Source organism: Sphingomonas lutea (genome assembly GCF_014396785.1).
In the GTDB taxonomy this organism is placed as follows: Bacteria; Pseudomonadota; Alphaproteobacteria; order Sphingomonadales; family Sphingomonadaceae; genus Sphingomicrobium; species Sphingomicrobium luteum.
In genome coordinates this window covers 278,778-305,575 of record NZ_CP060718.1, presented here as the reverse complement: position 1 = coordinate 305,575, position 26,798 = coordinate 278,778, and the positions used below count along the sequence as shown (strand labels likewise).

Genomic DNA, 26,798 nt, shown 5'->3' with positions numbered 1-26,798 from the left:
CCCGCCCCGCGGCTTTCTATCGCAGTGCGCTGAATGGCCAGAACGCCAACCGCCAGCGCTGGGCGACGCTCCCGAACGAAGACGGTGCTGATGGGCGGCGTCTATGTCGCGCTGCTCGGCCTCGTCAGCCTGATCATCGCCGTCGCGGTCGCGACCGCTTACCTGCCGAGCTATGGGGAGCTGACCAAGCGATCCGACCTTGGCCAGATGATCCGCGTCCGCGCCGCCAATGGTGCGGTGCTGGTGTCGCTCGGCCCGAGCTTCGGCGAGTGGTTGCCCTATGCCGAGATTCCCGCGGAAATGCGCGCGGCGATGATTGCGGTCGAGGACAAGCGTTTCCGCAGTCACCTTGGCGTTGATCCCATCGGCATCGCCCGGTCGGTCAAGGTGCGCGTCGACAGCGGACGCTGGCGCCAGGGCGGGTCGACCATCACCCAGCAGCTGGCGCGCAACATCTTCCTGACCAACAGCCGCACCTTTGGGCGCAAGGTCAAGGAAATCATCCTGGCGCTGGCGATCGAGCGCAAGTTCAGCAAGAACCAGATCCTCGAGCTCTACCTCAACCGCGTCTATTTCGGCGGCGGCGCCTACGGCATCGACGCCGCGTCGCGCCGCTTTTTCGGTCATAGCGCCGACCATTTGAGCCTCGGCGAAGCCGCAATCATCGCCGGCCTGGTCAAGGCGCCGTCGAACTATGCGCCGACGGCCGATGCCGAAGCGTCGCGCCAGCGTTCGGGCGTGGTGCTCAATTCAATGGTCGAGAACGGCTTCATCAGCGCCGCCGCGGCCGCCGCCGTCGACCCCGCGGAAATCCGCATCCAGCAAACGACGCGGGAGAATAGCGTCCGCTATTTCACCGATTGGGCGCTGCCCCAGCTCGATACGTTGATCGACGAGACATCCGACCCGATCGACGTGTGGACGACGCTCAACCCGGGGATGCAGGCCGCGGCCGACCGCGCCATCGACGCCCATACACCGCGCGGCGTGCAGGGCGCGCTCGTCGCCATCGACCGCGACGGCGCGGTCCGCGCCCTCGTCGGCGGCAAGGATTATGTCGATTCCATCTACAATCGCGCGACCCAGGCCGAGCGCCAGCCGGGCTCCGCGTTCAAGCTGTTCGTTTATCTGACCGCGCTCGAATCGGGGATGAAGCCGACCGACACGATCGTCGATTCGCCGGTCACCATCGATGGCTGGACGCCGCGCAACGCGACTCGCACGCATCTTGGCCCGGTAACCCTGCGCGAAGCCTTTTCGCGGTCGATCAACACGGTGAGCGCGAAGATCGGTGCGCAACTGGGCTTTTCGACCATCGCCGACATGGCGCGCCGCTTCGGCATCACCAGCCAGTTGTCGACCTTTCCGTCGATGGTGCTGGGGACCAGCGAGGTGCGCCTGATCGACATGACCCGCGCCTTCGCCTCGGTCGCCAACCGGGGCGTTGCCGTGACGCCCTACGGTATCCGCAAGGTGATTACCGCCGACGGCCGCTTGCTCTATCAGCACGAGCAGAATGAGGAGCGCGTCCTGGTCGCTCCGTGGGTTGCGGCGGAAATGGTCGACCTGCTGCAATCGGCAGTGATGGGCGGGACCGGCAGCGCGGCGCAGATCGGGCGCCCGGTCGCCGGCAAGACCGGCACCACCAGTTCCAACAAGGACGGCTGGTTCATCGGCTTTTCAAGCGGGCTGACGACGGGCGTTTGGATGGGCCGCGATGATGCCCGGGCAGTCGGCAATTTGCAGGGCGGGACGGCGCCGGCGCGCGCGTTCAGTGCCTTCATGCGGGTCGCGGTCGCCAATCGCCCGGTCGAGCAGTTCGAAACGCAGGTGCCGATCCCCGATTGGCAATTGACGCCCGAAGAACAAATGTTCGGCGACGTCGCGATTGACGGCAACGTGCTTGAATCGATGGTCGATGAAGATGGCATGCCGCTCGACCAGCCGGGTCAGCCGCCAGTCGATCAGCCGTTCCTTCAACCCGGACGGCCCGGCGATCCCAGCCAGCAGGAACTGGATCAGGCCTTCCCGCCGCAGCAGGCGCCGCCGCGCGCCAATCAATATCCGCAGCGCCCCCCGCCGCAGCAGGACCCGCGGTCACAGCCGCCGGCCAATCCTTCGGATCCGGGGGCCCAGCTTCCGTAAATCGGCCTTCGCTTCGGCGAGACCGGGACCGAACAGCCGCGCTTCCAACGCCTTGAAGTCCGGTCCATGGTTGAGGTGGACGAGGTGCGCGACCTCATGCGCGGCGACGAAGCGGCGGACGTGCGGCGGGGCAAGGATCAATCGCCAGCTGAGGCGGATGCGCCGCTCGGACGAGCAGCTGCCCCAGCGCGACCCGGCATCCCCGACGCTGACCGTCGCCGCATCGATCCCCGCCTTCGCGCAATAGTCGGCAACGTCCGCGCGCATCCGGTCCAAGGCGCGCGCCTTGAGAAAGCGGTCGATGCGTGCCGCGAAGCCGGCGCCCGGCCCGCCGCAGCTTAGGACCCCATCGGCCAGTGCTGGCGTTCGCGGCAAGTCGGCGTCCCACAGCAGCAAGGTGTCGATCCCTTCGATCGGGATCGTCGCGCCGGGCACGAACGGCTCGCCGGGAAGCGCCTGCGCGACCTGGCGGTCGATCCAGTCGCGCTGGTCGAGTGCCCAGGCCAGCGCCGCCGTTCGGCTGGTGCGCTGCGGACACGTCAGCTTGAGGACGCCCGCCGCGGCATCGAAGCGCAGGCGGAAGCGGCGCGCGCTGCGCATCGGGCGGACGTCGATCGGAACGGGGAAGCGGGCTTCGAGCGCCGCGTCAGAGCGCGCGGTCGACCACATGCCACTCAAGCTCCCCAGCATCATCCTCGCTGACCGTCCAGCCGCGCGTCGATTGCCCCCCCGCGTGCACCGTCTCGCGGCTGCCGCTGATCAGATAATGCCAATCGAACAAGGGCTCCCCCGCCGCGCGCAGGCGGTAGGCGCAGGTTTCAGGCAGCCATTCGAGGCTGTTGAGGCTGGCGCGATCGAGCGTGACGCAGTCCGCGACCCGGCGCCTGCGGTTCTTGTAATCGGTGCAGCGGCCGTTGCGGCGGTCGAGCAATTTGCACGCGACGTTGGTCGGGTAGAGCTCGCCCGTGTCCTCATCCTCGAGCTTGTGGACGCAACAGCGCCCGCAGCCGTCGCACAGCGCTTCCCATTCGCCGCGATCGAGCTCGCGCAGGGGCTTTTCCCAGAAGGCGTTGCGACCATTCATGACAGAGCTATCCTTGCGCTGCTAACCGCCACCGATCAAGTTCGGGGCCTTGGGGATCACGTCCGTGAAGTCATTTGTCATTTCGATTGCCGCCGCAGCATTGCTCGCCACCGCCGGCCCGGCGCACGCGCAAGGCACGTTGCTGAGCAACAAGATCGCCTTTCTCAATGCGATCAAGGAACGCGATGCGCTGAAGGCGAATGAGCTGGCGCGGACGGGCGGCAGCGCGATCCTCGACGTGCGCGGCGACGACGGCAGCACGCCGCTGACCGTGACCATTGCGCGCGAAGACGCCGAATGGACCGGCTTCCTGATCAGCAAGGGCGCCAATGTGAATCTTCCGGGCAAGGGCGGCGACACCCCCTTGATCCTGGCCGCGCGCGTCGGCTTCCACGATGCGGTGCGCTGGCTGCTGTCGAAGAAGGCCCGGGTCGACCAGACCAATCGCAGCGGCGAAACCGCACTGATCGCGGCGGTGCACCAACGGCAATTGCCGATCGTCCGCCTGCTGCTCGACGCCGGCGCCGATCCCGACAAGGCCGACACGGCCGCGGGCTTGTCGGCGCGCGATTACGCCAAGCGCGACACGCGTTCGCGCCAGATCCTGCAGGCGATCGAGGCCAAGAAGCCGGCCACGACCGCCACCAACTTCCGCCTCTAGATCGCGTCGCCGAGCGACGGGTCGATTTGCGCCGCCAGACGCCGCGCGGCGCGGCGCGCGAAGCGCAGCACCTCGGCCTTGCGCCGCGCCGGCGCGAGCGGGCGATGCCCGGCATCGCGCACGATCGCAGCGTCGTAACGGTCGGCAACGATCAGCCCCGCTTCCCCGGGCAAATAGCGCTCCTCCTCCAGGATATGCGCGAGGCCGGGGGGCACGGCCCAGAAGAAGCGATCGCAATAATCGAGATAATCGCGCCACTTGCCGTCGCCGAGCAGGTCGGCGCGCGCGACCTTGATCTCGACGATCGTCAGGCTGCCCTTGGCGTCGATCGCCATCAGGTCGGCGCGGCGGCCGTTGGGCAGCGGGATTTCACAGATTGCGAACAGATCGTGCCGGCACAGGAGCCGCGTCACCCCGCGCGCGACATCGGTCGCAATCGGCGGCGCGTCGGCAAAGCAGGGGGACTCGGGCAGGGTAGCCATGCCGCTTTGCTAGAACAAAGCGGGACCGGCGGCTAGGCGTCGCGCATAAAAGGCGGGGCAGCCGCGCACCTGCGCAACTGCCCCGCACCCCACCCGCAACAATGACCGCTTTTCTAGCGGTAGAAGACGTGGTTTCCGATCGATGCGACGCGCTTCAGGCGCCACTTCGGCGACACGCGGCGCGCATGGAAGAACAGCGCATTGCCGACCGGCGACTGGTGCAATTCCTGGTCGACGATCTTGGCGACCGCGACCGCGTTCAGCCAGTGGCGGCTCGAGCGCGGCGCGCTCGGCAGCGAGCGCCCGCGAATGAAGGAGAATTGGCCGCGCTGGAACAGCACGCCGCAATAGGAATCAGGGAAGCGGCCGGATTCGGCGCGGTTGGCGATGACGTGGCCGACGGCAAGCTGGCCCGACAGCGGTTCGCCCTTGGATTCGAAGTAAATGCCGGTCGCCAGGCATTCCAGCTGGCGGCTGCCGGGGTCCGAGGCGCGCAGCTGCGCAACCTTGGCCGCAAGATCGGCGCTGCGACTGACGGTCGGCTCTTCACGCTCGACGACCGCCGGCTGCGGCTCGCTCACCGGCGCGGACAGCGCGGGCTCACCCGCCTCGTCGAGGAGATTCGGGACATTGACCTGTGGCAGCGCCACGGTCTCGACCGGAAGGACCGGCTCGGTCGACGGCCCTGCCTGCGCAGGTCCAATCGAGCTTGCGCTCAGTACTGCACAGAACAGCAGCCCCGTTCGAAGCATGACAGTCATCGATACCGTTAAATTTGCGGTCAACAGCCCAAAGTAATGGGGGCGAAGGAATACGCGCGAATACTTCCGCTGATCGCCCCCTGAGTGTTGCCCGTCTCGCGTGGCATTTCCCGATGTTGCCCGGGTAAATGCCCCCGCTCTTGTTGTTGATACGGGTGTCTAACGGTTGTTCCGCGGGGTCAACCCGCGGAGATTGTTTCAGCGATGAACCGTTCGGCGTCCGCGATATCCAGTTCCACTGCCCACGAATCTTCGTCGAACCGTGCGCGCTTGGCGAGGAATTCGCGGATTTCCGTGGAACTCGCCGAATCGGCCGGGCCGGTGCGCTGCCAGCCGTAGTCGCCGGACGCGCCCAGCACGCGTTCGAGGCAGGCGATATGCGACCCACGCGAGCTCACCATCAGGAGGATCGCGCCGCGGTCGGGATCGCCACGACGGAGGATTGCGGCGAAGTCGCCGGCAACCTGCGCCTGCCGGACAATGGCGGCGACTTCGAGCCCCGATGGCAGGCGATCGGTCAGGATGACGCGCCCGGATCAGGCGGCGTCGCGCTCATCGGCCCCCAACAGCACCGCCATCAAGGCGTCGCGGCTGCGCGCGCCACGCATTTTCTCCAGCGTAGGAACGTTGCGCGTGATCCGACTGATCGCGGCAAGCGCCTTCAAGTGCTCGGCACCGGCATTGGGCGGCGACAGGAGCAGGAAGACCAGGTCCACCGGCCGCCCGTCGATCGCTTTATAGTCGATCGGCTCCGACAGGCGCGCGAACAGGCCATAGACGCGCGTCAGGCCGTCGATCTTGCCGTGCGGGATCGCCACGCCCTGGCCGAAGCCGGTCGAGCCCAGCTGCTCGCGCTCGTTGAGGCTGGCGAGAACGTCCGCCGGATCGGCGCCGACGCGCTGCGCCGCAACCTGCGCCAGCTGCTGCAGCAGCGAGCGCTTGTTGCCGCCCGAAAGCGACGTCTTGATCGATTCGAAATCGAGGAAATCGGTCAGATGCATCTACGTAGAAACTCACGCGCTTGAAACGCCGGCCGGTGCCCGGCCGAACCGCCGGTTCCGCTCAATCCGGCTGCGGCTCTACCCAGCCGATGTTCCCGTCTTCGCGGCGGTAGATCATGTTGAACTCCCCCGTGCCCGAATTGCGGAACATCAGCGCCGTCGTGTTGCGCAGGTCGAGCAGCATCACCGCATCGGACACGCTGGCATCGGGAATGTCGACGCGCGTCTCGGCGACGATCGCCGGCGCGGCAGGCGCCCGGTCCTCCGTCGGCTCGGTCGCGAAAATCGTATAGCCGGCATTCTCGCGCAACGCCTGGTCGCCATTGTCCGACCGCCGCTCCTTGAGCCGCTTGCCATAGCGGCGAAGCTGTTTCTCGATTCGATCGGCGGCGCCGTTGAACGCCATTTGCGCTTCGGGCGCGCGGTGCGAGGCCTTGAGCACGACGCCGTTCACCACCGGCACCACGATGTCGCACGTGAAGTCGTTATTCGGACCGCGCCCAAAGGTGACATTGCCGCTGAAGGCGCGGGTGAAATATTTTTCCGTAATCTCTTCGACCCGCGCGACCGCATGATCACGCAGGGTTTCAGGGGTATCGACCTGATGGCCCGCGACCCGAACGTCCACTTGGGTGCTCCTTTTTCGCTATGGCGCGCGGCTTAGGACCGCGCCGAACCCTGCGTCAACCGGCAGGGGCAAAGCGCGCCCAAAGGGGCGTGGCGAGTTGAGCGATAAATGCGCGGTGCCGATCCAATTCCTCGGCCGCGGCAAAGTGCGGCCGCGCGGGGCGAAACGTGCGCACCGTGATCGGCCGGTCCGACGCCGCGACCGAAACGCTGCCGGCCTCGGCCACCAGGCCAAGCCCGATCTGACGGCCGCCGGTCAATTCGACATAGACCTGCGCCAGCAGTTGGGCGTCGAGCAAGGCGCCGTGCTTGACGCGGTGGCTGCGGTCGACGCCGAAGCGCATGCACAAGGCATCGAGGCTATGCTTGGCGCCGGGATGGCGCGTGCGGGCAAGGACCAATGTGTCGACCATGCGGCTGCCGCAGACGAGCGGCCGCCCGATGCGTTCGAGCTCGAAATTGAGGAAGCCGAAATCGAACGCGGCATTGTGCGCGACCAGCGGCGAATCGGCGATGAACTCGAGCAGCTCCTCAACGCGGTCGGCGAACAACGGCTTGTCCGACAGGAAGACGTTGGTCAGCCCGTGCACCGCTTCAGCCTCGCTCGGCATCAGACGCTCGGGATTGAAATAAGCGTGGAAGTGGCGGCCGGTCTCGACGCGGTTGAACATCTCGACGCAGCCGATCTCGACCATCCGGTCGCCGCCCATCGGATTAAGGCCGGTAGTCTCGGTATCGAAGACGATTTCGCGCATGCTTGGCGACTATGATTCGGGCGTGATTCCCAGGCAAGCCATGATGTCGCGCACCTGGGCTTCAGTTGTGGATAGATCGCCGCTCGTGTCGATCACGAAGTCGGCCCGCGCGCGCTTCTCCGAATCGGGCATCTGGCGCGCCAGCAAGGCCTCGAACTTCTCCGCCGACATGCCGGTCCGGGCCATGACGCGCGCGCGCTGGATGTCATGCGGGGCGGATACGACGATGATTGTGTCGAAGGCATGCTCGCCGTGCGTTTCGAACAGCAAGGGGATGTCGAACAGCAGCGCCGGGGCATCGCCATGGGATACGATGAAACGCGTGCGTTCGTGATGCACCGCCGGATGCACCAGGGCTTCGAGCGCGGCCAGCTCGTCGGGCTTGCCGAGCACCGCCGCGGCGAGCGCATCGCGGTCGACCGCGCCATCGCGCGTCGTACCCGGAAAGCGCTCTTCGATTCGCGCGACCAGCGGGCCGCCATCGGATTGCAGCCGTCGAACGGTGGCGTCGGCATCGAACACGGGAACGCCGGCGCGTGCGAACATCGCCGCGACGGTCGATTTGCCCATGCCAATCGACCCAGTGAGCGCGATCATTCTCATCGTTGCAGGACCCCGCGGTCGCGCAGCGCACCAAGCAGCGGCAGCAAGGGCATGCCAAGGATGGTGAAATGGTCGCCGTCGATCCGATCGAACAAGGTCACGCCGCGGCCCTCCAGCCGGAATACGCCAACGCAATAAGCGACGTCGGGCCATTCGGCATCGAGATAGGCTTCGATGAAAGCCTCCGAAAGCTCGCGGACATGGAGCTGCGCCTGGCCGACATGGCTCCAGTCGGCGGCGCCGTCGCGCGCCAGGGCGACAGCGCTGGTCAGGACCATCGCCTTGCCCGAGAAAAACCGCAGATGATCGGCCGCGTCGGCGCGGTCGCGCGGCTTGTCGAAGCGGCGCTCGCCGACGCTGACCATGCTGTCGCTGCCGATCACCCAGTCTTCCGGATGGCGCGCGCTGACCGAGACCGCCTTGGCCACGGCCAGCTGCTCGGCCATCGCGGCTGGCGAGGCGCCGCCAGCCTTGACCGCGTCTTCGTCGACATCCGGGGCAATCGCGCCGTGCGCAACCCCGGCGGAATCGAGCATCGCGCGCCGAAGCGGGCTCGAAGAGGCAAGGATCAGGGCCAATCGGACAACCTTGTGGATAACAGGCCGTGCACGCCTAGCGCGAAGCTGGGGGCGGGCCAATCGGCGCGATCTTTCCCGCCCCGCCCAGGCTTGTCCGCATTTCCATCCCCGGGGACAGTTTCGATCCCCAGCCTGTGAATCACGGGCACGGCCGCAGGCGACTCGCGCAGCGCCGGAGAGACGCCCGCCCGGCGCGCTTGTTGGCAAATCCGGGAGGCCCGCCTAAACCCCGCTGTCCCGCGACCAACTACATCATGAATCCTATTTCTATTATCTATATAAGGGAGAGATAGAGGGTGGCTTCGATGCCTGGCGAGGCTGCGCAGACCCAGGCCGGCAAGCCCATGCTCTCGGTATTCCGCGGGGAGCGGCGCGATCCGCCGCCGATGTGGATGATGCGCCAGGCGGGACGCTACCTGCCCGAATACCGGGCGCTGCGTGCCGACAAGGGCGGGTTCCTCGACCTCGTCTACGACAGCGATGCCGCGGCCGAGATCACGCTCCAGCCGCTGCAGCGCTTCCCCGCGCTCGATGCGGCGATCCTCTTTTCGGACATCCTCATCGTCCCGTTCGCGATCGGCCAGAACCTGACCTTCGTGACGGGCGAAGGGCCGCGCCTGACGCCGCCCCTGGTCGATGCCGCCGTCGACAGCCTGCAGCCCTATCCGGCGCGGCTTGAGCCCATTTACCAGACCGTCGCCAAGGTCCGCGCGCGGCTCGACCCGTCGAAGACGCTGATCGGCTTTGCCGGATCGCCGTGGACCGTCGCGACCTACATGGCCGCGGGGCAGGGCAGCCGCGAGCAAGCCGAAGCGCGCCGCCTGGCCTATGCCGATCCGCAAGCCTTTGCCGCGATCATCGAACGGATCGAGGCGGTCACCGTCGATTATCTGTCCGGCCAGATCGCTGCGGGCGCCGAGGCGGTGCAGTTGTTCGACAGCTGGGCGGGCAGCCTGTCGCCATGGCAGTTCGAGCAATATGTGATCGCCCCCACCGCGCGGATCGTCGCAGCGCTGCGCGCGCGCCATCCGCACGTGCCCATCATCGGCTTCCCAAAGGGCGCGGGCGGCAAGCTTGCGGCTTATGCGCGCGAAACCGCGGTCGACACGATCGGCCTGGACGAGACGGTCGATCCGTCATGGGCCGCGGCGAACCTGCCCGACGGCCTGCCGCTGCAGGGGAATCTCGATCCGCTGGCGCTGATCGCCGGGGGCAAAACGTTGCGCGATGCGGTCCGGCGAATCCTTGACGCCTTCGCCGGGCGGCCGCACATCTTCAACCTGGGGCACGGGATCCAGAAGGACACGCCGATCGCGCGGGTCGAGGAGCTGATCCGTTTGGTGAAGGGGACGAGTGAGCGACCTGACCGGCTTTCTCGGCCCTGCATATTTGTGGGTGCAGGCGGCGCACGTCACCTTCGTCATCTTCTGGATGGCAGGCCTGTTCCTGCTGCCGCGCTTCTACGTCTACCACCAGGAAACGATCGTCGGTTCGCCCGAGGACCGCGCCTGGATCGAGCGTGAGGCGCGGGTTCGCTCGATCATCCTGTCTCCGGCGCTCGTGCTCGTGTGGATCCTCGGAATCATGCTGGCGCTCCACATCGATGCGTTCAGCCAGGCATGGTTTCACGCCAAGCTGGCGCTGGTCGTCGCGCTCTCCGCTTATCAAGGCTGGCTCGGCAGCTATGGCAAGAAGCTGGCGTCGGGGCAGCGCCCGCTGTCGGGCAAGGCCGTGCGGCTGATCAACGAGATCCCTGGCATCGCCGCGGCGTTGATCGTCGTCCTGGTGATCGTCCGCCCGTTCTAGGCCCCTCTAGGCGACGGCGGTGAACGCTTCGCCGATTCCGCGCGCCTCCGCCTGATTGACAGCCAGCACCGGCAGACATACCTGCCACTTCACGACGGCTGCCCGGCCAGTTTCCATTGCCGGCCTCCGTCATTCCCTTTCGCGGCGTCCTGCCGCCTCTCCAGCGTTGATCGACCCGATTAGCTCGAGCACCAAATCCCAAGAAAAGACCGTCCCATGCATTTGAAAGATCTGAAAAAGAAAACCCCCGCCGAGCTGGTCTCGATGTCCGAGGAAATGGGCATCGAAGGCGCGTCGACGATGCGCAAGCAGGACCTGATGTTCTCGATCCTCAAGGTCCAGGCCGAGAATGGCGTCGAGATCATGGGCGCGGGGACGATCGAGGTCCTCAACGACGGTTTCGGCTTCCTCCGCTCGCCCGAGGCCAATTACCTTGCCGGTCCAGATGACATTTACGTCACGCCGTCGATCGTCCGCCGCTTCGGGCTGCGCACCGGCGACACTGTCGAGGGCGAGATCCGCGGGCCCAAGGAAGGCGAGCGCTATTTCGCGCTGACGCGCATCACCACGATCAACTTCGACGATCCCGAGCAGGTGCGGCACCGCGTCAATTTCGACAATCTGACCCCGCTCTACCCCGATTCGAAGCTCAAGCTCGACACGCTCGACCCGACGATCAAGGACAAGTCGGCGCGCGTGATCGACATCGTCGCGCCGCTCGGCAAGGGCCAGCGCGCGCTGATCGTCGCGCCGCCGCGCACCGGCAAGACCGTGCTGCTGCAGAATATCGCGCGCGCGATCACGGACAATAATCCCGAAGTGTTCCTCATCGTCCTGCTGATCGACGAGCGGCCCGAGGAAGTGACCGACATGCAGCGCAGCGTGAAGGGCGAGGTCATCTCCTCGACCTTCGACGAGCCGGCGCAGCGCCACGTCCAGGTCGCCGAAATGGTGATCGAAAAGGCCAAGCGCCTGGTCGAGCACAAGAAGGATGTCGTGATCCTGCTGGACTCGATCACGCGTCTGGGCCGCGCCTACAACACTGTGGTGCCGAGCAGCGGCAAGGTGCTGACCGGCGGCGTCGACGCCAATGCGCTGCAGCGGCCCAAGCGCTTCTTCGGCGCCGCACGCAACATCGAGGAAGGCGGGTCGCTGTCGATCATCGCCACCGCGCTGATCGACACCGGCTCGAAGATGGACGAGGTCATCTTCGAAGAGTTCAAGGGCACCGGCAACAGCGAAATCGTGCTCGACCGCAAGGTCAGCGACAAGCGCATCTTCCCGTCGCTCGACGTCGGCAAGTCGGGCACCCGCAAGGAAGAGTTGCTGGTTGAACAGGGCACGCTCACCAAGATGTGGGTGCTGCGCCGCATCCTGATGCAGATGGGCACGGTCGACGCGATGCAGTTCCTTCTCGACAAGATGAAGGACGCCAAGTCGAACGAGGATTTCTTCGCGTCGATGAACCAGTAAAGGGGCGGAACCGAAGGCGTTCTGCCGCTTTTCGGCCACTGACGTCGCGACACATAACGGGGATTGAACCGCATGATCGAACTTTTGCTGGCTGCCGCGGGCGCTGCGTCCGAAGGCTTCGGTGGGCCGGCAGGCATCTGGAACGCGATCGTGACGGATTTCTCTAACATCACCGAACCGGCGGCCTTCGCGGCCTTCGTGCAGGTGCTGATGATCGACCTCGTGCTGGCCGGGGACAATGCGATCGTCGTCGGTGCGCTTGCCGCGGGCCTGCCCGCCGAGCAGCGGCGCAAGGTCATCCTGATCGGCGTGATCGCGGCGCTCGTCCTGCGCATCATCTTCGCCCTGATCGTGACGCAATTGCTTCAGATCGTCGGCCTGATCCTCGTCGGCGGCGTGCTGCTGTTGTGGGTGGCGTGGAAAATGTGGCGCGACCTCCACCATGCCGGGGAAAGCGCCGGATCGCCCGAGATCGAAGGCGACGAGCATAGCGGCATCCGTCCCGCCAAGAGCTTCGGCGCGGCCGTCTGGGCCGTTGCCGTGGCCGACGTCAGCATGAGCCTGGACAATGTCCTGGCCGTTGCCGGCGCCGCCCGCGATCACCCGGGCATCCTCATCGTCGGCTTGATCTTTGCGGTCGCGCTGATGGGCATCGCCGCCAACGTCATCGCCAAATATATCGAGCGCTATCGCTGGATCGCGTGGATCGGACTTGCGGTCATCGTCTATGTCGCGGGCAAGATGATGTACGACGGCTGGGTCGACCCCCAGGTGGGGCTGGGCAAGCTGTTCGCCTGACGCCCCGCCTGCGCTAAGCGCGTGGGCATGGCCGGCGATACGATCTTTGCGCATTCGAGTGGGCGACCGCCCGCCGCGATCGCGATCATCCGCATCAGTGGGCCGCGGGCGCACGCCGCTGGGCAGGCGCTCGGCGGAAGCCTGCCCGCCGCGCGCGAAGCCGCGGTCCGTGAGCTTCGCGACGGGTCAGGGGCATTGCTCGACCGCGCCTTGGTGCTGCGCTTCGATGCGCCGGCAAGTGCGACCGGGGAGGATAGCGTCGAGCTCCATTGCCACGGCGGGCGGGCGGTCGTCGACGCCGTGCTGTCGGCGCTCACTGGGATGGATGGGCTACGCGCGGCCGAGCCGGGCGAATTCACCCGCCGCGCCTTCGCCAATGGCCGCATCGACCTGACCGAGGCCGAGGGGCTGGCCGACCTTATCGAGGCCGAGACCGAAAGCCAGCGCAAGGCCGCGCTGGCGCTCGCCGAGGGTGGGCTTCGGCGCCAGATCGCGCAGTGGCAGGAACGCCTGCTCACCCTGTCGGCTGAGGCCGAGCGCGCCATCGATTATGTTGGCGACGAGGAGGAGACCGAGGATCCGGCGCGCGCCCTGGCGTGCGCGGATCTGGCGCGCGAGCTGGAGGCTTGGCTCGCACGCCCACGTGCCGAACCATTGAAGGATGGCGTCCGAGTCGTAGTCGCGGGGCCGCCAAATGCCGGAAAATCGAGCCTTATCAATGCGATAGTCGGTAGTGATCGAGTCATCGTGAGCGATGTCGCGGGAACCACGCGCGATTATGTCGAAGTCCCGCTGGCGCTTCGCGGTGTCCCCATGGTCTTGACCGATACGGCGGGACTGCGCGCGACCGTCGACCAGGTCGAGGCGATCGGCGTCGAACGCGCTGAGTCTTTGGTTGAGGCGGCGGACATCCTGCTGTGGCTCGGCGCGCACGACGCGGCGCCGCGACATCCCCGCCCGATCCTGTTGCACAGCAAAGCGGACATGCCCGATCGCAGCCTCGCACCGGCGGACAGCCTGGCCGTGTCGGCAGTAAGCGGCGCGGGGATCCCGGCGCTGCTCGAGCGTATCGCCGCTGCCGCCGCCGCTCTCCTTCCCGCGGAGGACGCAATTGCCCTGAATCGCCGTCAAGCCGCACATCTCGTCGACGCGGCGGGAGCGTTGCGAGACGCCGCAAGCTGCCGCGATCCGGTCCTTGCGGCGGAGGGTCTTCGCGCGGCACGAGCAGCGTTCGACCGCATGACGGGCCGGGCGGACTTCGAGGACGTTCTCGATGCGCTTTTTTCCCGGTTCTGCCTCGGCAAGTGAACATGGTTTCACGTGAAACAGGCTTGCTGTAAGCGGTCGCCAATGTTCGATGTTCTGGTCATTGGTGCAGGACACGCCGGCTGTGAGGCGGCCACAGCGGCCGCGCGTCGCGGCGCCCGCGTGGGGCTCCTAAGCCTGGCGCCCGACAATGCCGGGCAGATGTCGTGCAACCCGTCGATCGGCGGGGTGGGCAAGGGACATCTGGCGCGTGAGCTCGACGTGTTCGATGGCCTGATGGCGCGTGCCGCCGACTGCGCTGCGATCCACCGGCGTATGCTCAACCGCAGCAAGGGGCCTGCCGTCTGGGGCCCGCGCGTCCAGGCCGACCGCAAGCTTTACCGCCAGGCGATCGGCGCGTTGCTTCGTGAGAGCGGCGTGGAGATGATCGTTGCGGAGGCCTTTGCGCTGATCCTCGATGGGGAGCAGCTTGCGGGCGTGACGACCAGCGTCGGCGACCTGCGCAGCCGTTCGGTTGTGATTACGACCGGCACGTTTCTCGACGCCCACATGTACGTCGGTACGGAGATCGTCGCGGGCGGCCGCTGCGATGAACGCGCGTCGGAGCGGCTCGCGGCGCAGATTCGCGAGATTGGCCTCGGTCAGGGCCGGCTCAAGACGGGGACGCCGCCGCGTCTCGACGGGCGTACCATCGACTGGGCGCGGATCGCGCCGCAGCCGAGCGATCGCGAGGCGTGGCAAATGTCCGCACTCGATGAGGGGGTCCGCTCGCCCCAGCTCGCATGCGGGATCACGCGCACCAACGAACGCACGCACGAGATCATCCGCGCCGGGTTCGATCGCTCGCCATTGTTCGCCGGAGCGATCGAGGGGCGGGGGCCGCGCTACTGCCCGTCAATCGAGGACAAGGTGAAGCGGTTCGGTGACCGCGACGGGCATCAGATCTTTCTCGAACCCGAAGGGCTGGACGACGTCTTGGTCTACCCCAATGGGATTTCGACGTCCCTCCCGGCGGACGTACAGCGCGATTTCGTGCGGAGCATCGCGGGCCTCGAGCGGGCGGAGATCGTCAGGCCCGGCTATGCGGTCGAGTATGAATTTGTCGATCCCCGCCGGCTGAATGCGACCCTTGAGGTCGCGGAGATCCCGGGGTTGTTCCTTGCGGGCCAGATCAACGGCACCACGGGCTATGAGGAAGCGGCCGCGCAGGGGCTGGCTGCGGGGTTGAACGCGGCGGCGCATGCGTGCGTGCTCGACCGCGTGCGCTTCGACCGACGCACGAGCTATATCGGCGTGATGATCGACGATCTCACGCTCCACGGGGTAAGCGAGCCTTATCGCATGATGACGGCGCGGGCGGAGTATCGGCTCTCGCTGCGCGCCGACAACGCCACGGCCCGGCTTGGCGCGGCGGCGTTGGCAGCTGGCTGCGTCTCGAACCGCCGTCGGGCGGCGATCACGCGGCGGCTTAGCGATGGCGCAACCGGCGAGGAGGCCGAAGCGGATCGCCTCTATGCGCCCTATGTGGACCGGCAGCAACGCGAGTGGGAGGCCGTACGCCGCGATGCCAACGCCTGGATTCCCGCCGGCTTCGATTACGCTGGCGTCCCTGGCCTGTCGAATGAGATGGTCGAGCGCTTGAGCGCCGCGCGCCCCGAGACGCTCGACCAAGCCTCCCGCATTCACGGGGTGACCCCCGCCGCGCTCTCCGCGCTTTATGTCGCGACGGCACAGCGCGCGGCGTGATCGAGGCGCTTGCGCGTGCCGCAGGGCGGCCTGTTTCACGTGAAACATATGAAAGGCTTGCCGAATATGCCGAGCTGTTACGGCAGGAAAACCAGCGCCAAAACCTCGTTTCACGTGGAACGCTCGAGGCGATATGGGAGCGACACGTTCTCGACTCCGCACAGATCGTGCGCTTCGAGCCCGCCGCGGGCGCATCCTGGGTGGATATCGGTTCCGGCGCCGGCTTACCGGGGATCGTGATCGCTTGCCTGGTCGAAGGGCCGGTGACGTTGGTCGAGCCGCGTCGTCTTCGCGCGGACTTCCTCGCCCGCGTCAGTGAGGCATTGTCCCTCAACGTCCGCGTCACCGCCACAAAGGCCGAGCGCGCCCAGGGCAAGTTCGACATCATTACCGGTCGCGCGGTCGCGGGCCTCTCGGCATTCCTCAGCTTGTCCGCACATCTGTCCACAAGAAATACCGTTTGGGCGCTTCCGAAAGGGCGCAAGGCCCATTCCGAACTGGCCGAGGCCCGGCGTGCGTGGCAAGGTCGGTTTCACGTGGAACAGAGTGTCACCGACGCGGATTCCTGGATCGTGATCGGGACGGAAGTGAGGCCGAGGCAATCATGATCCGAATCGCGGTGGCCAATCAGAAGGGTGGGGTCGGCAAGACCACCACGGCAATCAACCTTGCGACGGCGCTCGCGGCGATCGGCTGGCGCGTGCTGCTGGTCGACCTTGACCCACAAGGGAATGCGTCGACGGGTCTTGGTGTCCCCCAATCGCAGCGCCAACGATCGAGCTACGACGTCCTGATTGGCGAGTCCGGCGTCGGCGACGCGGCTGTGGCGACGCGCGTGCCGCGGCTCGACCTCGTGCCGGCGACGGTCGACCTGTCGGGCGCCGAAGTGGAATTGGTCGCGCTCGAGGGCCGCGCGCACCGCCTCGACCGTGCGCTGACCGCGGCCGCGGGCCGGTGGGACATCTGCCTGATCGACTGCCCGCCGTCGCTTGGACTGCTCACGGTCAATGCTTTGGTCGCGGCGCGGCATCTGCTGATTCCGCTGCAATGCGAGTTCTTTGCGCTCGAAGGGCTGAGCCAGCTGCTGCAGACGGTCGCGCGCATCCGCAGCGCCTTCAATCCGGACCTTGCCATCCTCGGTGTCGCGCTGACGATGTTCGACCGTCGCAACAATTTGTCGAGCGCCGTTTCCGATGATGTCCGCGCCTGCCTCGGGGGCGCGGTGTTCGAAACCGTGGTGCCGCGCAACGTACGCTTGTCCGAAGCGCCAAGCCACGGCCTGCCGGCATTGATCTACGACCTGCGCTGCCCCGGGTCCGAAGCCTATGTGCGCCTCGCGAAGGAGATTATCGGGCGCTTGCCGCAATTGGCGGAGGCGGCATGAGCGTCGAGCGGCCGGGGAAGGGCCTAGGCATGGGGCTATCGGCGCTGCTCGGCGAGGCGTCGCGCGCACCTTCGGCAGACGAGGCGCCGGCCGAGCGCGGCGGCGTGCGCGAGATCGACATTGCGCGCATTCAGCCCAACCCGACGCAGCCGCGCACCCGCTTCGACAATGCGGCCATTGCCGAGCTCGCCCAGTCGATTCGCGAACGTGGGGTGCTGCAACCGATCCTGGTGCGACCGACCGGTGAGGGCTTCGAGATCGTTGCCGGCGAGCGCCGCTGGCGCGCTGCGCAAAAGGCCGGGCTGCATACGATCCCGGCGATGGTGCGCGAGATCGACGACGCTGGGACGGCCGAAATCGCACTGATCGAGAACATCCAGCGCGAGGATCTGAATGCGATCGAGGAGGCCGAGGGTTATCGCCAGCTGATCGAGCGGTTTGGTCATACGCAAGATGCTATTGCGAATATTGTGCACAAGTCACGTAGCCACGTCGCCAACCATCTGAGATTGCTCGAACTTCCCGAGTTTGTGCGCGAATCGCTATTGCAAGGCGATATCAGCATGGGGCACGCGCGCGCCGTCGCCGCCGCCCCGGATCCAGAGCAATTGACCCGCGAGATCCTCGCGCGGGGCTGTCGGTCCGACAGGCGGAAGCGCTCGCCAAGAAGGTCCGGCCGGGCGCGGGCCACGACATGGCGCGTGCGGTCGCCCGGGCGCAGGCCGGCGCGGCCGATGCCGACCTGCTCGCCCTCGAACGGCAGTTGGGCGACATGCTCGGCCTCAAGGTCGCGGTCACGCACAAGGGGCAGGGGGCAGCGTCGTGCTATATTATTCGAGCCTCGATCAGCTCGACATGATCTGCCAGCGCCTGAGCGGCGAACCGATCTAGCCCAGCCGCCGAGCGCAACGACCGATTTGCGCAGCAAATCGCGAGTAGCGCGAAGAGCCGGCGCAGCGCCCGGCCGACCACCGGCCTGCGGCCGTGTGGATCGACGTCACGGATTCACTCCGTGACGGCGCGCCGTTTCACCCAATGCCCAGCCAAGTGGCATAACGCGCCCCACCCGCAACGACGGCCCGCTCCGTCACCGCCGCCGCGCCGCCCGCGCGATCGCCAGCAATTCCTCGCCCAGCATCTCCTGCTCGGGCGCCTTGCTGAACATCAGGTCGCGCTCGAGCCGTCCGGCGCGCTCGGACACGGTCGCCAGCCCGCGCGCATCCCATGTCTGGAGCATACGCCCGACGACCGCTTTATCCTTCCAGAACAGGACCCTGCCGAGTGACGTCATGACGCCGTCGACACTCTCGCCGCGCTCGACGCGCGCGCGTGCCGGAGCGAGCATGAGCAGCCGCCGCTGCAGCGCCCGCACCACCGGAATGCCCTGCGCGCCGTGCGGCAGCTGGGCCAGCTCCTCCGCCAGCGCCCGCACGTCGCCCGCCAACGCCAGATCCGCGAGCCGCGGCAGGTCGCCCTCGACCATCTCCGCCCCGACGGCGTCGATCGCATCATGGTCGAGCGCCTTGGGCGCCTGCGGCGATGCGTCGAGATAGAGCGCGAGCTTCTGCAATTCCTGCGCGACCAGCGCCTGGTCGTTGCTGCAGCTCGCCGCCACGCGAGACGCGACCGCGCCGTCGATCTTGAGGCCGTAGCGTCGTCCGACGTCGCTCACCATGCGTCCCGCCTCGGCACCCTCGGGTGCGTAGGCCGCATAGGCCACCGCCTGCTTCGATGCCTCGGCCAGCTTGAGCAGCCCCGACGTCTTGCGCAGCGCGCCGGCGATGGCGACCACGGGGCTGACGGGCGCCGGCCCTTCGAGCAACGCCTCGACCCCGGCGACGATGTCCTCGCCCGCCGGCTCGATCCAGATCACGCGCGCGCCGCCGAACAAGCTCATCGCCCCGGCCTCGTCGGCCAAAGTCGCCGGGTCGGACCTCACCGTCCCTGATGGCAGCAGGAAGCGCGACGCGCCGAGCGCCTGGACGAGCCGCGCCCCGAGCGCGCGCGACTGCGAATCGTCAGGCCCGTGGAAAAGGTACAGGCGGATGTTGCCGTCGGGCTGATCGACCGTACGGCCGAGCGCAGCCTTGACGATCTTCACGGCGTGACCGATCCGCGCGCCGCATAGATGCCGACACGCGCGACGATCTGGTCGGCGAGCATGCCGGCAAGATGCTCGAGCGCGGTTTGCTCGGCCGCGACGGTTGCATATTCAGAGCTGACGATGTCGATCCCGGCGTCGGAACCCGCGGTGGCGTCGAGCACGACCAGCCCGGTGGTGGCGCTGACCAGCTGGTAACGCGCGCGCAGCGTGCGCCGTTCGCGCGTCGCGGCGCGGTCGGTGCGGATACCGAACGCAGTAATATTGTCGTCGAGTGTGATCAGAAGCCGATAGGTCGGTGCGCCTTCGGATTCGCCCAGCCGGTCGACCAGCTCATTGCGCACCAGCCAGCCCGCCTGGCCCTGGATCGGCGCAACCTCGATCGTGCGCAGCGTTGCCGCGACCGACCCGCTTTCGCCTGACCCATATAAGGGTCGCAGTCCGCACGCCGAAAGTGCCAGCGAGGCGAGAATGAGGATGGCGATGCGCGCGGTCACGCGACGATATTGACCAACCGGTCGGGGACCACAATCACCTTGCGCGGCGCCGCCCCGTCGAGCTGCCGCTGCACCTTCTCGGATGCCAAAGCGAGCACCTCGGCCTCTTCGCGAGGAATCCCGCGCGCGACCATGATCGTGTCGCGCAGCTTGCCGTTGACCTGGATCGCCAGCGTCACCTGGTCGTCGACCAGCAGTGCCGGATCGTACTCCGGCCATGCGGCATCGGCGACGAGCCCGTCCTTGCCAAGCGCCGCCCAGCTCTCCTCGGCAAGGTGCGGGGCCATGGGCGCGACCAGGCGGACGAGCGCCGCAATCGCCTCGCTCCGCGTCGCCGACGGCCCGGCTTTCTCGATCGCGTTGACCAGCTCGTACAGCTGCGCCACCGCTTTGTTGAACTGCAGCGCGTCGATCGCTTCGCCCACGGCCGCGACGGCGCGGGCCAGCTTGCGGGCGAGCGCCTCGTCCTGCCCCTCCGCTGAGGCGGCCGCGGCAACCAGCTTCCACACCCGCTGGACGAAGCGTGACGCGCCCTCGATCCCGCTTTCCGACCATTCAAGGTCGCGCTCGGGCGGCGAGTCCGACAGCATGAACCAACGCACCGCGTCCGCGCCATATTTGGCGAGGATCGGCTCCGGATCGATCGTGTTGCGCTTCGACTTGGACATCTTCTCGACCCGGCCCGGCGTCGCCGGCTGGCCGCTGTCGATGTGGATCCAGTCGTCGCCCTCGCGCCGCACCTCGTCCGGGCTGAGCCAGCTGCCGTCGCCCGCGCGATAGGTTTCGTGGGTCACCATCCCCTGCGTGAACAGGCCCTTGAACGGCTCGGCCATGCCGATCTTGCCGATGCGCTGCAGCGCGCGCGTCCAGAAGCGCGCGTAGAGCAGGTGGAGGATCGCATGCTCGACGCCGCCGATATATTGCGCGACCGGCAGCCACTTCTCCGCCTCCGTGCGGTCGAACGGCTGGTCCGCGGGCTGGCTGGCGAAGCGGATGAAGTACCAGCTTGAATCCACGAAGGTGTCGAGCGTGTCGGTCTCGCGCCGTGCCGTGCCGCCGCACGACGGGCAATCGACGGTCTTCCAGCTGGTGTGCCGGTCGAGCGGATTGCCGGGAATGTCGAAGCTGACGTCCTCGGGCAGTGTCACCGGCAGCTGGTCGCGCGGCACCGGAACCGCGCCGCAGCCGTCGCAATGGATGATCGGGATCGGCGTGCCCCAGTAGCGCTGGCGCGACACGCCCCAATCGCGCAGCCGCCACGCCGTGGTGCCCTTGCCCCAGCCCGCGGCCTCGGCACGGCGGATGACGTCGGCCGCGGCCTTCTCCGTCGTCATCCCGTCGAGGAATTGCGAATTGACCGCGACCCCGCTGCCCGGCTCGGCCTCCTTGCCGATCGGGTCGGACGCGAAGCCGGCGTCGGCGGCGACGACACGGCGGATCGGCAATTTGTACTTGGTCGCGAACTCGAAATCGCGCTGGTCGTGGCCCGGCACGCCGAAGATCGCCCCGGTGCCGTAGTCCATCAGCACGAAATTCGCGATATAGACCGGCAAACGCCATTGCGGGTCGAGCGGGTGCACCGCTTCGATCGCGGTCTTGTAGCCTTTCTTCTCGGCGGTCTCGATCTCGGCCGCGCTGGTGCCGCCCGCCTTGCATTCCTCAATGAAGGCGGCGGCGCCCTGGTCGCTTTGCGCGGCTGCAATCGCAATCGGGTGATCGGGCGCCACCGCGACAAAGCTCGCGCCGAAAATGGTGTCGGGGCGGGTGGTGAAGACCTCGACCTCGTCCTGCGACCCCGCCTTCTGCGCCAGGCGGAAGCGGAATTGCAGGCCGGTGCTCTTGCCGATCCAGTTTTCCTGCATCAGCCGGACCTTGTCGGGCCACTGATCGAGCGACTTCAGCCCCTCGAGCAGATCCTCGGCGAAGTCGGTGATCTTCAGGAACCATTGGTTGAGCTTGCGCCGCTCCACGATCGCGCCCGACCGCCAGCCCTTGCCATCGATCACCTGCTCGTTGGCGAGCACAGTCATGTCGACGGGGTCCCAGTTGACCTCGCTTTCCCGGCGATAGACCAGTCCCGCCTCGAACAGGTCGAGGAACAGCGCCTGTTCATGCCCGTAATAAGCCGGGTCGCAGGTCGCGAGCTCGCGGCTCCAGTCGATCGCGAAGCCGATCCGCTTCAGCTGGTCGCGCATCGTGGCGATGTTCGCCCAGGTCCACTCGCCCGGATGGACCTTGCGCTCCATCGCGGCATTTTCGGCCGGCATCCCGAACGCATCCCAACCCATCGGGTGGAGCACCTCGTGCCCCTGCATCCGGCGATAGCGGGCGATGACGTCGCCCATCGTGTAATTGCGCACGTGCCCCATGTGGATGCGCCCCGACGGATAGGGGAACATCTCCAGGACAAAGGTCTTGGGCTTGGCGCTGTTACTGTCGGCGTGAAAGACGCGCTGCTCTTCCCAGCGTGCCTGCCACCGGCGGTCGGCCTCGCCGGGGTCGAAGCGGGTCATGACGGCAGGCGAGCCCCTCGGATCATCAGGCCTCAGCCGGGGACGGCGACGCGGCGCAGGTCGCGGGCGCGGGTCAGGATGATCTCCTCCAGCTTCTGCACCGTCGCGGCCTGGACCGGGGCATCGACCCAGGCACCGCCCTGGTTGACCTGGCGCGACGCGGCGACACGCAGCGCGTCGGCGCGGAGATCCTGGTCGAGCACGGACACCGTCAGCTTCACCCGCTCCCCGGGCGAGCGCGGGTTGGTGTACCAGTCGGTGATGATCACCCCGCTGTTGACGTTGGCCTGCAACAGCGGCGCGAAGGACACGGTGTCGATCGCGGCGCGCCACAAATAGCTGTTGACGCCGATCGTGGTCACACGGGACGGGGCGAGCTGCGTCGGCGTCCGGATGGACCTGGCGCAACCCGCCGAAACAAGGGTGGCAATCAGGAGAGCGGCAGCGATCGTCTTGCGGCGAGTCATCAAGGATCCTTGACCAACAAATTTGGTGTCGGCGCGTTATAGATACTCAAGGCGCACTCGCAAGCATGTCCCGCGCCGGGCCAGATTTGTGATGAGTCTGCAACAGGTGGCTTGTGAATCGATTCAGGTCATGGAACCTTCAGGTGCTCCCGACTATATCGACTCGTGAACAGGGAAGGTGCGTTAAGTTGCTGACGGTTACGCGCAGGAAGGAAGCCAAGCTGATCGCGGCCTTTGCCGCGGTTGGGCTCGTGCTGACTCCGGCGTTCGCGGCGACTTCCGGCAAGAAGCGGCCGCCCGCGGTTTCGCTCAGCTTCGATCCCATGTCCTCGTTCACGCCGGCCAATGCCGATCCCAAGCTGGCGGCGGCGTTGGGCAATCGCACCGCCTCGCTGACCGACCTGCAATTCACGCCGGCCGCGGCCAAGGGCCGTCCGTCGCAAGTGCGGGTCGCGATCCGCGCCCGCTCGACGGCGCCGGCGACTCAGCTTGCCGAAACGGCGGCGGTAAACGCGCTCACCCCGGCCAGCTACAATCTCGGCGTGGCCGTCGGCTGGCGGCGCTTCGCCGTTGCCGGCGATGTCGCCAAGGTGAAGGGCCCCGTCCCCGCGCTCGGCGACCGCGAAAGCGCGATCGTGGGCGTCAGCTACTCGCTCAACAAGAAGTTTACCGGCCGAGTCGCGGTCGGCGCCGACCGCTCGGAAGGCGCGGCGCTGCCGGCGCTTCGTTCGAACGACAATTATTCGGTCGATGTCGGCGGCTCCTATTCGCTGTCGAAGCGGATCGCGGTGACCGGCGGCGTTCGCTACCAGGTCGAAAAGGACCGCGTGTCGGCGCTCAAGGACGATCGCCGCGACAGCCAGGCGGTCTACGTGGGCACGGCCTTCAAGTTCTGAGCGGTGCCCCTCTGACGTCACGCGATTCACTCGCGTGACGGCGCTCCCACCGCCTAAAGTCACTGCAAAAGCGTCGCACTCCATGACGTTCATGACATTAGCGCGCGCGCCCAGGCGCTGATCCCCGCCCATCCGACAAACCCCAGCGGCTTGATTCGCTGAAAACGCGCAAGATTCATGCCGCCAAGCGCGATCAGGCGCCGATTCGCCAGCCGCGCCAGCGCCGCGGCGCGCATGCGCGGGATCGGTCGCCAGTCCGGATGGCTCGGCGTGGCGAACAGCGGCGAGAGGAGAATGAGGCGGGTGTCGCGGAGCAAGGCGGTCCGCAACTCGCGAAGATCATGCACGCGCGCTGCTGCTCGCGGCGCGGCTTCATCGACTAAGGCAAGCCCGCGGGCCTGCGCCAGCTGTCGCAAGCGCCTGACGAGCTCCCGCCGCTGGCGCGGCGGCAGGTTATGCGCAAGCAGCAGGATTCCGCTGCCCCGCGGGGCGCGGCGGATCGCACGCTCCGTCGCCGGGTCGAGAGGCGCATCGACGATCATCCATTGGCGCGGGCTCTGGCGAGGAGTCATGGCGCTTCCTATAGCCGTGAAATGCCCAGCGCCGCCGATCGACGCGAAATGATCCTTGCCGCGATGGCGGCTGCCGCCAAGATCGCCGGCCGCGATCCCGCCGGCGTCCAGCTGATCGCGGTCAGCAAGGGCCGCTCCGCCGAGGAGATCGAACCTTTGATCGCTGCCGGGCAGCGCGATTTCGGCGAAAGCCGGGTCCAGGAAGCGCTCGACAAATGGCCGCCGCTCGTGGCGCGCCATCCCGACATCCGCCTGCACGGCATCGGCCGCTTGCAGACCAACAAGGCCGAAGACGCGGTGCGCCTGTTCAGCGTCATTCATGCCGTTGACCGCACCGGCCTGGTCGACGCCCTCGTCAAGGCTGCCGACAAAGCGGGCCGCACGCCCGCCGTCTACGTCCAGGTCAATATCGGGGAGGAAGAGCAGAAGGGCGGTTGCGCGATTGCCGACGCTGGCGATCTCCTCGCCAAGGTTCGCGCATCGCCGCTGCCGCTTGCCGGACTGATGGCGATCCCGCCAGCAGGGGTCGAGCCGGGCCCCTATTTCGCCTTGCTCGCCAAGATCGCGCGACGCCATGACGTCGCGGGCTTGAGCATGGGCATGTCGGGCGATTTCCGCGCCGCGATCATGCTCGGCGCAACCGCGGTGCGGATTGGGACGGCGCTGTTCGAATGAAGCCTAGGGCAGGTGCCCGCTCTTCTTGCGCTTGGCGGCCAGATAGTCGGCATTGTGTGGATTGGCGGGCATGTGGTGCGCGACCCGCTCGGCGACCGCGATCCCCGCTGCTTCCAGGCCGCGCACCTTGGCGGGGTTGTTGGTCAGCAGCCGGACGCGCTCGACGCCGAGCGCGCGCAGCATTGCCGCCGCATGGGCATAATCGCGCTCGTCGTCGGCAAAGCCGAGGCGGCGGTTGGCGTCGACCGTGTCGAGCCCGCGATCCTGCAGCGCATAAGCGCGCAGCTTGTTGGCAAGCCCGATGCCGCGCCCCTCCTGCCGCAGGTAAAGCAGGATGCCGCCGCCTTCCGCGCCGATCAGTCGGAGCGCTTCCTTCAGCTGCGGCCCGCAATCGCATTTGAGCGATCCGAACACATCGCCTGTCAGGCATTCGCTGTGCAAGCGGACCAGCGCCGGCGCGCCGCCAAAGGCGCCGACCACCAGCGCCACATGCTCCTGCCCGTCGTCGGTACCGCGAAAGGCGACGATCTGCGTTTCGGGCATGTCGTCGAGCGGGAGCTTCGCGCGGGCGATAAGGTCGACCTGCGCCGCCGCGCTGACGTCGCCCGACTCGACCTCCACGGCGCCATCGGTCTTCGCCACCACCCATAAAGCAGGCAGCAGCCCTGCCGATCGCGCGAGCGTGAGCGCAGCCAATGCCGAAAGAGCATCCGTGAGCGGCAGCGGCTCGAGCGGTCCGATCGGCGCGCGGGCGAAATCCTGGCCAGGGTCGGCGAGTGCCTGCGCGGCGTCCACGCCAAGCCATTCGGCGCGGCCGATGACGACCGGTGCCGCCGGATCCGCTGCCTCGCGCAAATTTGCGAGCGACAGCGCGGCGGCGCGCGCCCCGCTGATCAGCAGGGGGCGTGGTCCTCCGGGTCGAGCAAGGCCAGCATTTCCGCCGTCGCCGTCTCGACCGAAAGGTAGCCGGCGCCGCCGATGACGACCGGGCGCCCGGCGCGCAAGGCCGCGATCGCCCGGCGCAGGCGGCCCGGATCGCTCAAACGTCGATCTCGCAGATCAGCGGGACATGGTCGGAGGGACGCTGCCAATTGCGGCACGGCTCGAGCACGCGGTGCCCGCGCAAATGCCCGGCAAGCGCCGGCGACGCCCACATATGGTCGAGCCGCCGGCCGCGGTCGTTCTTGGTCCAGTCGGGCGAACGGTAGCTCCACCAGGTGTAGTTGCGCGCCGGCGCGGGGATGAAGCGCCGGCCGATATCGATCCAGTCGTGCGCCTGCTGCAGGCGGGTCAGCGCCGCGACTTCGACCGGGGTGTGACTGACGACATTGAGGAGCGCCTTGTGGCTCCACACGTCGCACTCCAGCGGCGCGACGTTGAAGTCGCCAACGATGATCGTCGGCTCGGCAAGCGCTTCGGACCAGCGCGTCATACGCTCGATGAAGTCGAGCTTCTGGCCGAACTTGGGGTTGAGCGTGCGGTCGGGGACGTCGCCGCCCGCGGGCACGTAGACATTCTCCAGCCGGATGCCGCATTCCAGCCGGACGCCGACATGGCGCGCTTCGCCATTGTCCTGCCAGTCGTGCCGCCCCGGCTCGCGCAAGGGCAGGCGGCTAAGGATGGCGACGCCGTGGTGCATGCGCTGCCCGTTAAGCTGTTGATGAACGTAACCGTGCTGGTGGAACATTGCCGCGGGGAAGACACCGTCGAGCGCCTTGGTTTCCTGCAGGCACAGGATGTCGGGCTGCTCGTCGACGATCAATTGCTCGACCAGCGCGGTGCGCGCACGCACCGAATTGATGTTCCAGGACGCGATCTTGATGTGGGTCACGACGGGTCGCTTAGCCGCTCCCCAAGCGAAAGAAAAAGGCCCCCGCTCCGGGGCGTGGAGCGAGGGCCGACCGAGC

The 26,798-nt window shown here is 67.2% G+C and carries 28 protein-coding genes and 3 pseudogenes; 14 read left to right on the top strand and 17 right to left on the bottom strand.

The window, feature by feature from the left end; translation table 11 throughout:
• Nucleotides 1-33 precede the first annotated feature (33 nt).
• Nucleotides 34-2,145, top strand: a complete 2,112-nt coding sequence (locus H9L13_RS01575) for a transglycosylase domain-containing protein (protein WP_187538429.1) — start codon at nucleotides 34-36, stop codon at nucleotides 2,143-2,145.
• Here the strand turns inward: H9L13_RS01575 and H9L13_RS01570 are convergent.
• Nucleotides 2,098-2,814, bottom strand: coding sequence for a M48 family metallopeptidase (locus H9L13_RS01570; RefSeq protein WP_223176464.1), 717 nt, complete (start codon nucleotides 2,812-2,814; stop codon nucleotides 2,098-2,100). The two genes, H9L13_RS01575 and H9L13_RS01570, sit on opposite strands and share 48 nt — an antisense overlap.
• Nucleotides 2,792-3,229 (bottom strand): YcgN family cysteine cluster protein, encoded by a 438-nt coding sequence (locus H9L13_RS01565; RefSeq protein WP_187538424.1) that lies wholly within the window; start codon nucleotides 3,227-3,229, stop codon nucleotides 2,792-2,794. The genes H9L13_RS01570 and H9L13_RS01565 overlap by 23 nt, the downstream gene beginning before the upstream one ends.
• Nucleotides 3,230-3,293: 64 nt before the next feature.
• On the opposite strand from H9L13_RS01565, the gene H9L13_RS01560 reads away from it, so the two are divergent.
• Nucleotides 3,294-3,890, top strand: coding sequence for an ankyrin repeat domain-containing protein (locus H9L13_RS01560; RefSeq protein ID WP_235091061.1), 597 nt, complete (start codon nucleotides 3,294-3,296; stop codon nucleotides 3,888-3,890).
• Here H9L13_RS01560 and H9L13_RS01555 read toward each other — a convergent pair.
• From H9L13_RS01555 to H9L13_RS01520, 8 genes are all read right to left on the bottom strand, one after another.
• The gene (locus H9L13_RS01555; RefSeq protein WP_187538419.1) at nucleotides 3,887-4,372 is read right to left on the bottom strand and encodes an MmcB family DNA repair protein; all 486 of its coding nucleotides are present in this window, start codon (nucleotides 4,370-4,372) and stop codon (nucleotides 3,887-3,889) included. The genes H9L13_RS01560 and H9L13_RS01555 overlap by 4 nt on opposite strands.
• Nucleotides 4,373-4,485: 113 nt before the next feature.
• Complete coding sequence (locus H9L13_RS01550) at nucleotides 4,486-5,133, bottom strand: cell wall hydrolase (RefSeq protein WP_187538417.1); 648 nt, start codon at nucleotides 5,131-5,133, stop codon at nucleotides 4,486-4,488.
• Nucleotides 5,134-5,312: 179 nt separating this feature from the next.
• Nucleotides 5,313-5,615 carry a DUF1491 family protein gene (locus H9L13_RS01545; RefSeq protein WP_235091271.1) on the bottom strand — a complete coding sequence of 101 codons (303 nt, stop codon included), beginning with the start codon at nucleotides 5,613-5,615 and terminating at the stop codon, nucleotides 5,313-5,315.
• Between the two features lie 54 nt (nucleotides 5,616-5,669).
• Nucleotides 5,670-6,134 carry a PTS sugar transporter subunit IIA gene (locus tag H9L13_RS01540; protein ID WP_187538415.1) on the bottom strand — a complete coding sequence of 155 codons (465 nt, stop codon included), beginning with the start codon at nucleotides 6,132-6,134 and terminating at the stop codon, nucleotides 5,670-5,672.
• A 61-nt stretch (nucleotides 6,135-6,195) separates the two neighbouring features.
• A complete protein-coding gene (gene hpf, locus H9L13_RS01535; RefSeq protein ID WP_187538413.1) occupies nucleotides 6,196-6,762 on the bottom strand; it encodes a ribosome hibernation-promoting factor, HPF/YfiA family in 567 nt (188 codons plus the stop codon).
• A 55-nt stretch (nucleotides 6,763-6,817) separates the two neighbouring features.
• Complete coding sequence (gene dnaQ / locus H9L13_RS01530; RefSeq protein WP_187538410.1) at nucleotides 6,818-7,516, bottom strand: DNA polymerase III subunit epsilon; 699 nt, start codon at nucleotides 7,514-7,516, stop codon at nucleotides 6,818-6,820.
• A 9-nt stretch (nucleotides 7,517-7,525) separates the two neighbouring features.
• Nucleotides 7,526-8,119, bottom strand: coding sequence for a dephospho-CoA kinase (coaE, locus tag H9L13_RS01525; RefSeq protein WP_187538408.1), 594 nt, complete (start codon nucleotides 8,117-8,119; stop codon nucleotides 7,526-7,528).
• A complete protein-coding gene (locus H9L13_RS01520; RefSeq protein ID WP_187538406.1) occupies nucleotides 8,116-8,697 on the bottom strand; it encodes a Maf family protein in 582 nt (193 codons plus the stop codon). Before H9L13_RS01520 ends, coaE begins: the two co-directional genes overlap by 4 nt.
• 296 nt (nucleotides 8,698-8,993) lie before the next feature.
• On the opposite strand from H9L13_RS01520, the pseudogene hemE reads away from it, so the two are divergent.
• From hemE to H9L13_RS13000, 10 genes and pseudogenes are all read left to right on the top strand, one after another.
• Nucleotides 8,994-10,046 (top strand): annotated as a pseudogene (gene hemE, locus H9L13_RS01515) (uroporphyrinogen decarboxylase); the annotation flags it as partial.
• An 82-nt stretch (nucleotides 10,047-10,128) separates the two neighbouring features.
• A complete protein-coding gene (locus tag H9L13_RS01510; protein ID WP_244954819.1) occupies nucleotides 10,129-10,503 on the top strand; it encodes a CopD family protein in 375 nt (124 codons plus the stop codon).
• Between the two features lie 216 nt (nucleotides 10,504-10,719).
• Nucleotides 10,720-11,976 carry a transcription termination factor Rho gene (gene rho, locus H9L13_RS01505; protein ID WP_187538401.1) on the top strand — a complete coding sequence of 419 codons (1,257 nt, stop codon included), beginning with the start codon at nucleotides 10,720-10,722 and terminating at the stop codon, nucleotides 11,974-11,976.
• 72 nt (nucleotides 11,977-12,048) lie between these two features.
• Nucleotides 12,049-12,774 (top strand): YjbE family putative metal transport protein, encoded by a 726-nt coding sequence (locus H9L13_RS01500; protein WP_187538399.1) that lies wholly within the window; start codon nucleotides 12,049-12,051, stop codon nucleotides 12,772-12,774.
• Between the two features lie 27 nt (nucleotides 12,775-12,801).
• Nucleotides 12,802-14,082: a tRNA uridine-5-carboxymethylaminomethyl(34) synthesis GTPase MnmE gene (gene mnmE, locus H9L13_RS01495; protein WP_187538397.1), complete on the top strand. Its 1,281-nt coding sequence runs from the start codon at nucleotides 12,802-12,804 to the stop codon at nucleotides 14,080-14,082.
• A gap of 42 nt (nucleotides 14,083-14,124) precedes the next feature.
• Nucleotides 14,125-15,786, top strand: coding sequence for a tRNA uridine-5-carboxymethylaminomethyl(34) synthesis enzyme MnmG (mnmG, locus tag H9L13_RS01490; RefSeq protein ID WP_187538395.1), 1,662 nt, complete (start codon nucleotides 14,125-14,127; stop codon nucleotides 15,784-15,786).
• A complete protein-coding gene (gene rsmG, locus H9L13_RS01485) occupies nucleotides 15,783-16,394 on the top strand; it encodes a 16S rRNA (guanine(527)-N(7))-methyltransferase RsmG (RefSeq protein WP_187538393.1) in 612 nt (203 codons plus the stop codon). The genes mnmG and rsmG overlap by 4 nt, the downstream gene beginning before the upstream one ends.
• Entirely contained in the window at nucleotides 16,391-17,170 is a 780-nt protein-coding gene (locus H9L13_RS01480; RefSeq protein WP_187538391.1) for a ParA family protein, read from the top strand. Before rsmG ends, H9L13_RS01480 begins: the two co-directional genes overlap by 4 nt.
• A pseudogene (locus H9L13_RS01475) lies at nucleotides 17,167-17,724 on the top strand (ParB/RepB/Spo0J family partition protein); the annotation flags it as partial. The gene H9L13_RS01480 and the pseudogene H9L13_RS01475, both read left to right, overlap by 4 nt.
• Nucleotides 17,725-17,864: 140 nt before the next feature.
• Nucleotides 17,865-18,029, top strand: coding sequence for a hypothetical protein (locus H9L13_RS13000; protein ID WP_425326491.1), 165 nt, complete (start codon nucleotides 17,865-17,867; stop codon nucleotides 18,027-18,029).
• 228 nt (nucleotides 18,030-18,257) lie between these two features.
• On the opposite strand, the gene holA is transcribed toward H9L13_RS13000, so the two are convergent.
• Genes holA through H9L13_RS01455 form a run of 4 tightly spaced genes read right to left on the bottom strand, consistent with a single transcriptional unit; the run spans nucleotide 18,258 to nucleotide 22,748 of the window.
• Entirely contained in the window at nucleotides 18,258-19,271 is a 1,014-nt protein-coding gene (gene holA, locus H9L13_RS01470; RefSeq protein ID WP_187538389.1) for a DNA polymerase III subunit delta, read from the bottom strand.
• Entirely contained in the window at nucleotides 19,268-19,768 is a 501-nt protein-coding gene (lptE, locus tag H9L13_RS01465; protein ID WP_187538387.1) for an LPS assembly lipoprotein LptE, read from the bottom strand. The genes holA and lptE overlap by 4 nt, the downstream gene beginning before the upstream one ends.
• A complete protein-coding gene (gene leuS / locus H9L13_RS01460; protein ID WP_187538385.1) occupies nucleotides 19,765-22,281 on the bottom strand; it encodes a leucine--tRNA ligase in 2,517 nt (838 codons plus the stop codon). The genes lptE and leuS overlap by 4 nt, the downstream gene beginning before the upstream one ends.
• Nucleotides 22,282-22,313: 32 nt before the next feature.
• A complete protein-coding gene (locus tag H9L13_RS01455) occupies nucleotides 22,314-22,748 on the bottom strand; it encodes a DUF3576 domain-containing protein (RefSeq protein ID WP_187538382.1) in 435 nt (144 codons plus the stop codon).
• 188 nt (nucleotides 22,749-22,936) lie between these two features.
• Between H9L13_RS01455 and H9L13_RS01450 the strand changes: the two genes are divergently transcribed.
• Nucleotides 22,937-23,644, top strand: a complete 708-nt coding sequence (locus H9L13_RS01450) for a porin (protein ID WP_235091058.1) — start codon at nucleotides 22,937-22,939, stop codon at nucleotides 23,642-23,644.
• Between the two features lie 89 nt (nucleotides 23,645-23,733).
• On the opposite strand, the gene H9L13_RS01445 is transcribed toward H9L13_RS01450, so the two are convergent.
• Complete coding sequence (locus H9L13_RS01445) at nucleotides 23,734-24,216, bottom strand: thiamine phosphate synthase (protein WP_187538380.1); 483 nt, start codon at nucleotides 24,214-24,216, stop codon at nucleotides 23,734-23,736.
• Nucleotides 24,217-24,237: 21 nt separating this feature from the next.
• Between H9L13_RS01445 and H9L13_RS01440 the strand changes: the two genes are divergently transcribed.
• Nucleotides 24,238-24,891, top strand: coding sequence for a YggS family pyridoxal phosphate-dependent enzyme (locus H9L13_RS01440; protein WP_187538378.1), 654 nt, complete (start codon nucleotides 24,238-24,240; stop codon nucleotides 24,889-24,891).
• A 3-nt stretch (nucleotides 24,892-24,894) separates the two neighbouring features.
• Here H9L13_RS01440 and ribA read toward each other — a convergent pair.
• Together ribA and H9L13_RS01425 are read right to left on the bottom strand one after the other, a co-directional pair.
• Nucleotides 24,895-25,934, bottom strand: a pseudogene (gene ribA / locus H9L13_RS12875) (GTP cyclohydrolase II).
• A complete protein-coding gene (locus H9L13_RS01425; protein WP_187540036.1) occupies nucleotides 25,931-26,713 on the bottom strand; it encodes an exodeoxyribonuclease III in 783 nt (260 codons plus the stop codon). The pseudogene ribA and the gene H9L13_RS01425 overlap by 4 nt, the downstream one beginning before the upstream one ends.
• Nucleotides 26,714-26,798 lie beyond the last annotated feature (85 nt).

Excerpts from the sequence above, each read along its gene's own strand:
- H9L13_RS01575 (WP_187538429.1), top strand. The coding sequence starts at position 34 with ATGGCCAGAACGCCAACCGCCAGCGCTGGGCGACGCTCCCGAACGAAG.
- H9L13_RS01570 (WP_223176464.1), bottom strand. The coding sequence starts at position 2,814 with ATGTGGTCGACCGCGCGCTCTGACGCGGCGCTCGAAGCCCGCTTCCCC.
- H9L13_RS01565 (WP_187538424.1), bottom strand. The coding sequence starts at position 3,229 with ATGAATGGTCGCAACGCCTTCTGGGAAAAGCCCCTGCGCGAGCTCGAT.
- H9L13_RS01555 (WP_187538419.1), bottom strand. The coding sequence starts at position 4,372 with ATGGCTACCCTGCCCGAGTCCCCCTGCTTTGCCGACGCGCCGCCGATT.
- H9L13_RS01550 (WP_187538417.1), bottom strand. The coding sequence starts at position 5,133 with ATGACTGTCATGCTTCGAACGGGGCTGCTGTTCTGTGCAGTACTGAGC.
- H9L13_RS01540 (WP_187538415.1), bottom strand. The coding sequence starts at position 6,134 with ATGCATCTGACCGATTTCCTCGATTTCGAATCGATCAAGACGTCGCTT.
- dnaQ (WP_187538410.1), bottom strand. The coding sequence starts at position 7,516 with ATGCGCGAAATCGTCTTCGATACCGAGACTACCGGCCTTAATCCGATG.
- coaE (WP_187538408.1), bottom strand. The coding sequence starts at position 8,119 with ATGAGAATGATCGCGCTCACTGGGTCGATTGGCATGGGCAAATCGACC.
- H9L13_RS01510 (WP_244954819.1), top strand. The coding sequence starts at position 10,129 with ATGGCAGGCCTGTTCCTGCTGCCGCGCTTCTACGTCTACCACCAGGAA.
- rho (WP_187538401.1), top strand. The coding sequence starts at position 10,720 with ATGCATTTGAAAGATCTGAAAAAGAAAACCCCCGCCGAGCTGGTCTCG.
- H9L13_RS01500 (WP_187538399.1), top strand. The coding sequence starts at position 12,049 with ATGATCGAACTTTTGCTGGCTGCCGCGGGCGCTGCGTCCGAAGGCTTC.
- mnmE (WP_187538397.1), top strand. The coding sequence starts at position 12,802 with ATGGCCGGCGATACGATCTTTGCGCATTCGAGTGGGCGACCGCCCGCC.
- mnmG (WP_187538395.1), top strand. The coding sequence starts at position 14,125 with ATGTTCGATGTTCTGGTCATTGGTGCAGGACACGCCGGCTGTGAGGCG.
- H9L13_RS01480 (WP_187538391.1), top strand. The coding sequence starts at position 16,391 with ATGATCCGAATCGCGGTGGCCAATCAGAAGGGTGGGGTCGGCAAGACC.
- H9L13_RS13000 (WP_425326491.1), top strand. The coding sequence starts at position 17,865 with ATGGCGCGTGCGGTCGCCCGGGCGCAGGCCGGCGCGGCCGATGCCGAC.
- leuS (WP_187538385.1), bottom strand. The coding sequence starts at position 22,281 with ATGACCCGCTTCGACCCCGGCGAGGCCGACCGCCGGTGGCAGGCACGC.
- H9L13_RS01455 (WP_187538382.1), bottom strand. The coding sequence starts at position 22,748 with ATGACTCGCCGCAAGACGATCGCTGCCGCTCTCCTGATTGCCACCCTT.
- H9L13_RS01445 (WP_187538380.1), bottom strand. The coding sequence starts at position 24,216 with ATGACTCCTCGCCAGAGCCCGCGCCAATGGATGATCGTCGATGCGCCT.
- H9L13_RS01440 (WP_187538378.1), top strand. The coding sequence starts at position 24,238 with ATGCCCAGCGCCGCCGATCGACGCGAAATGATCCTTGCCGCGATGGCG.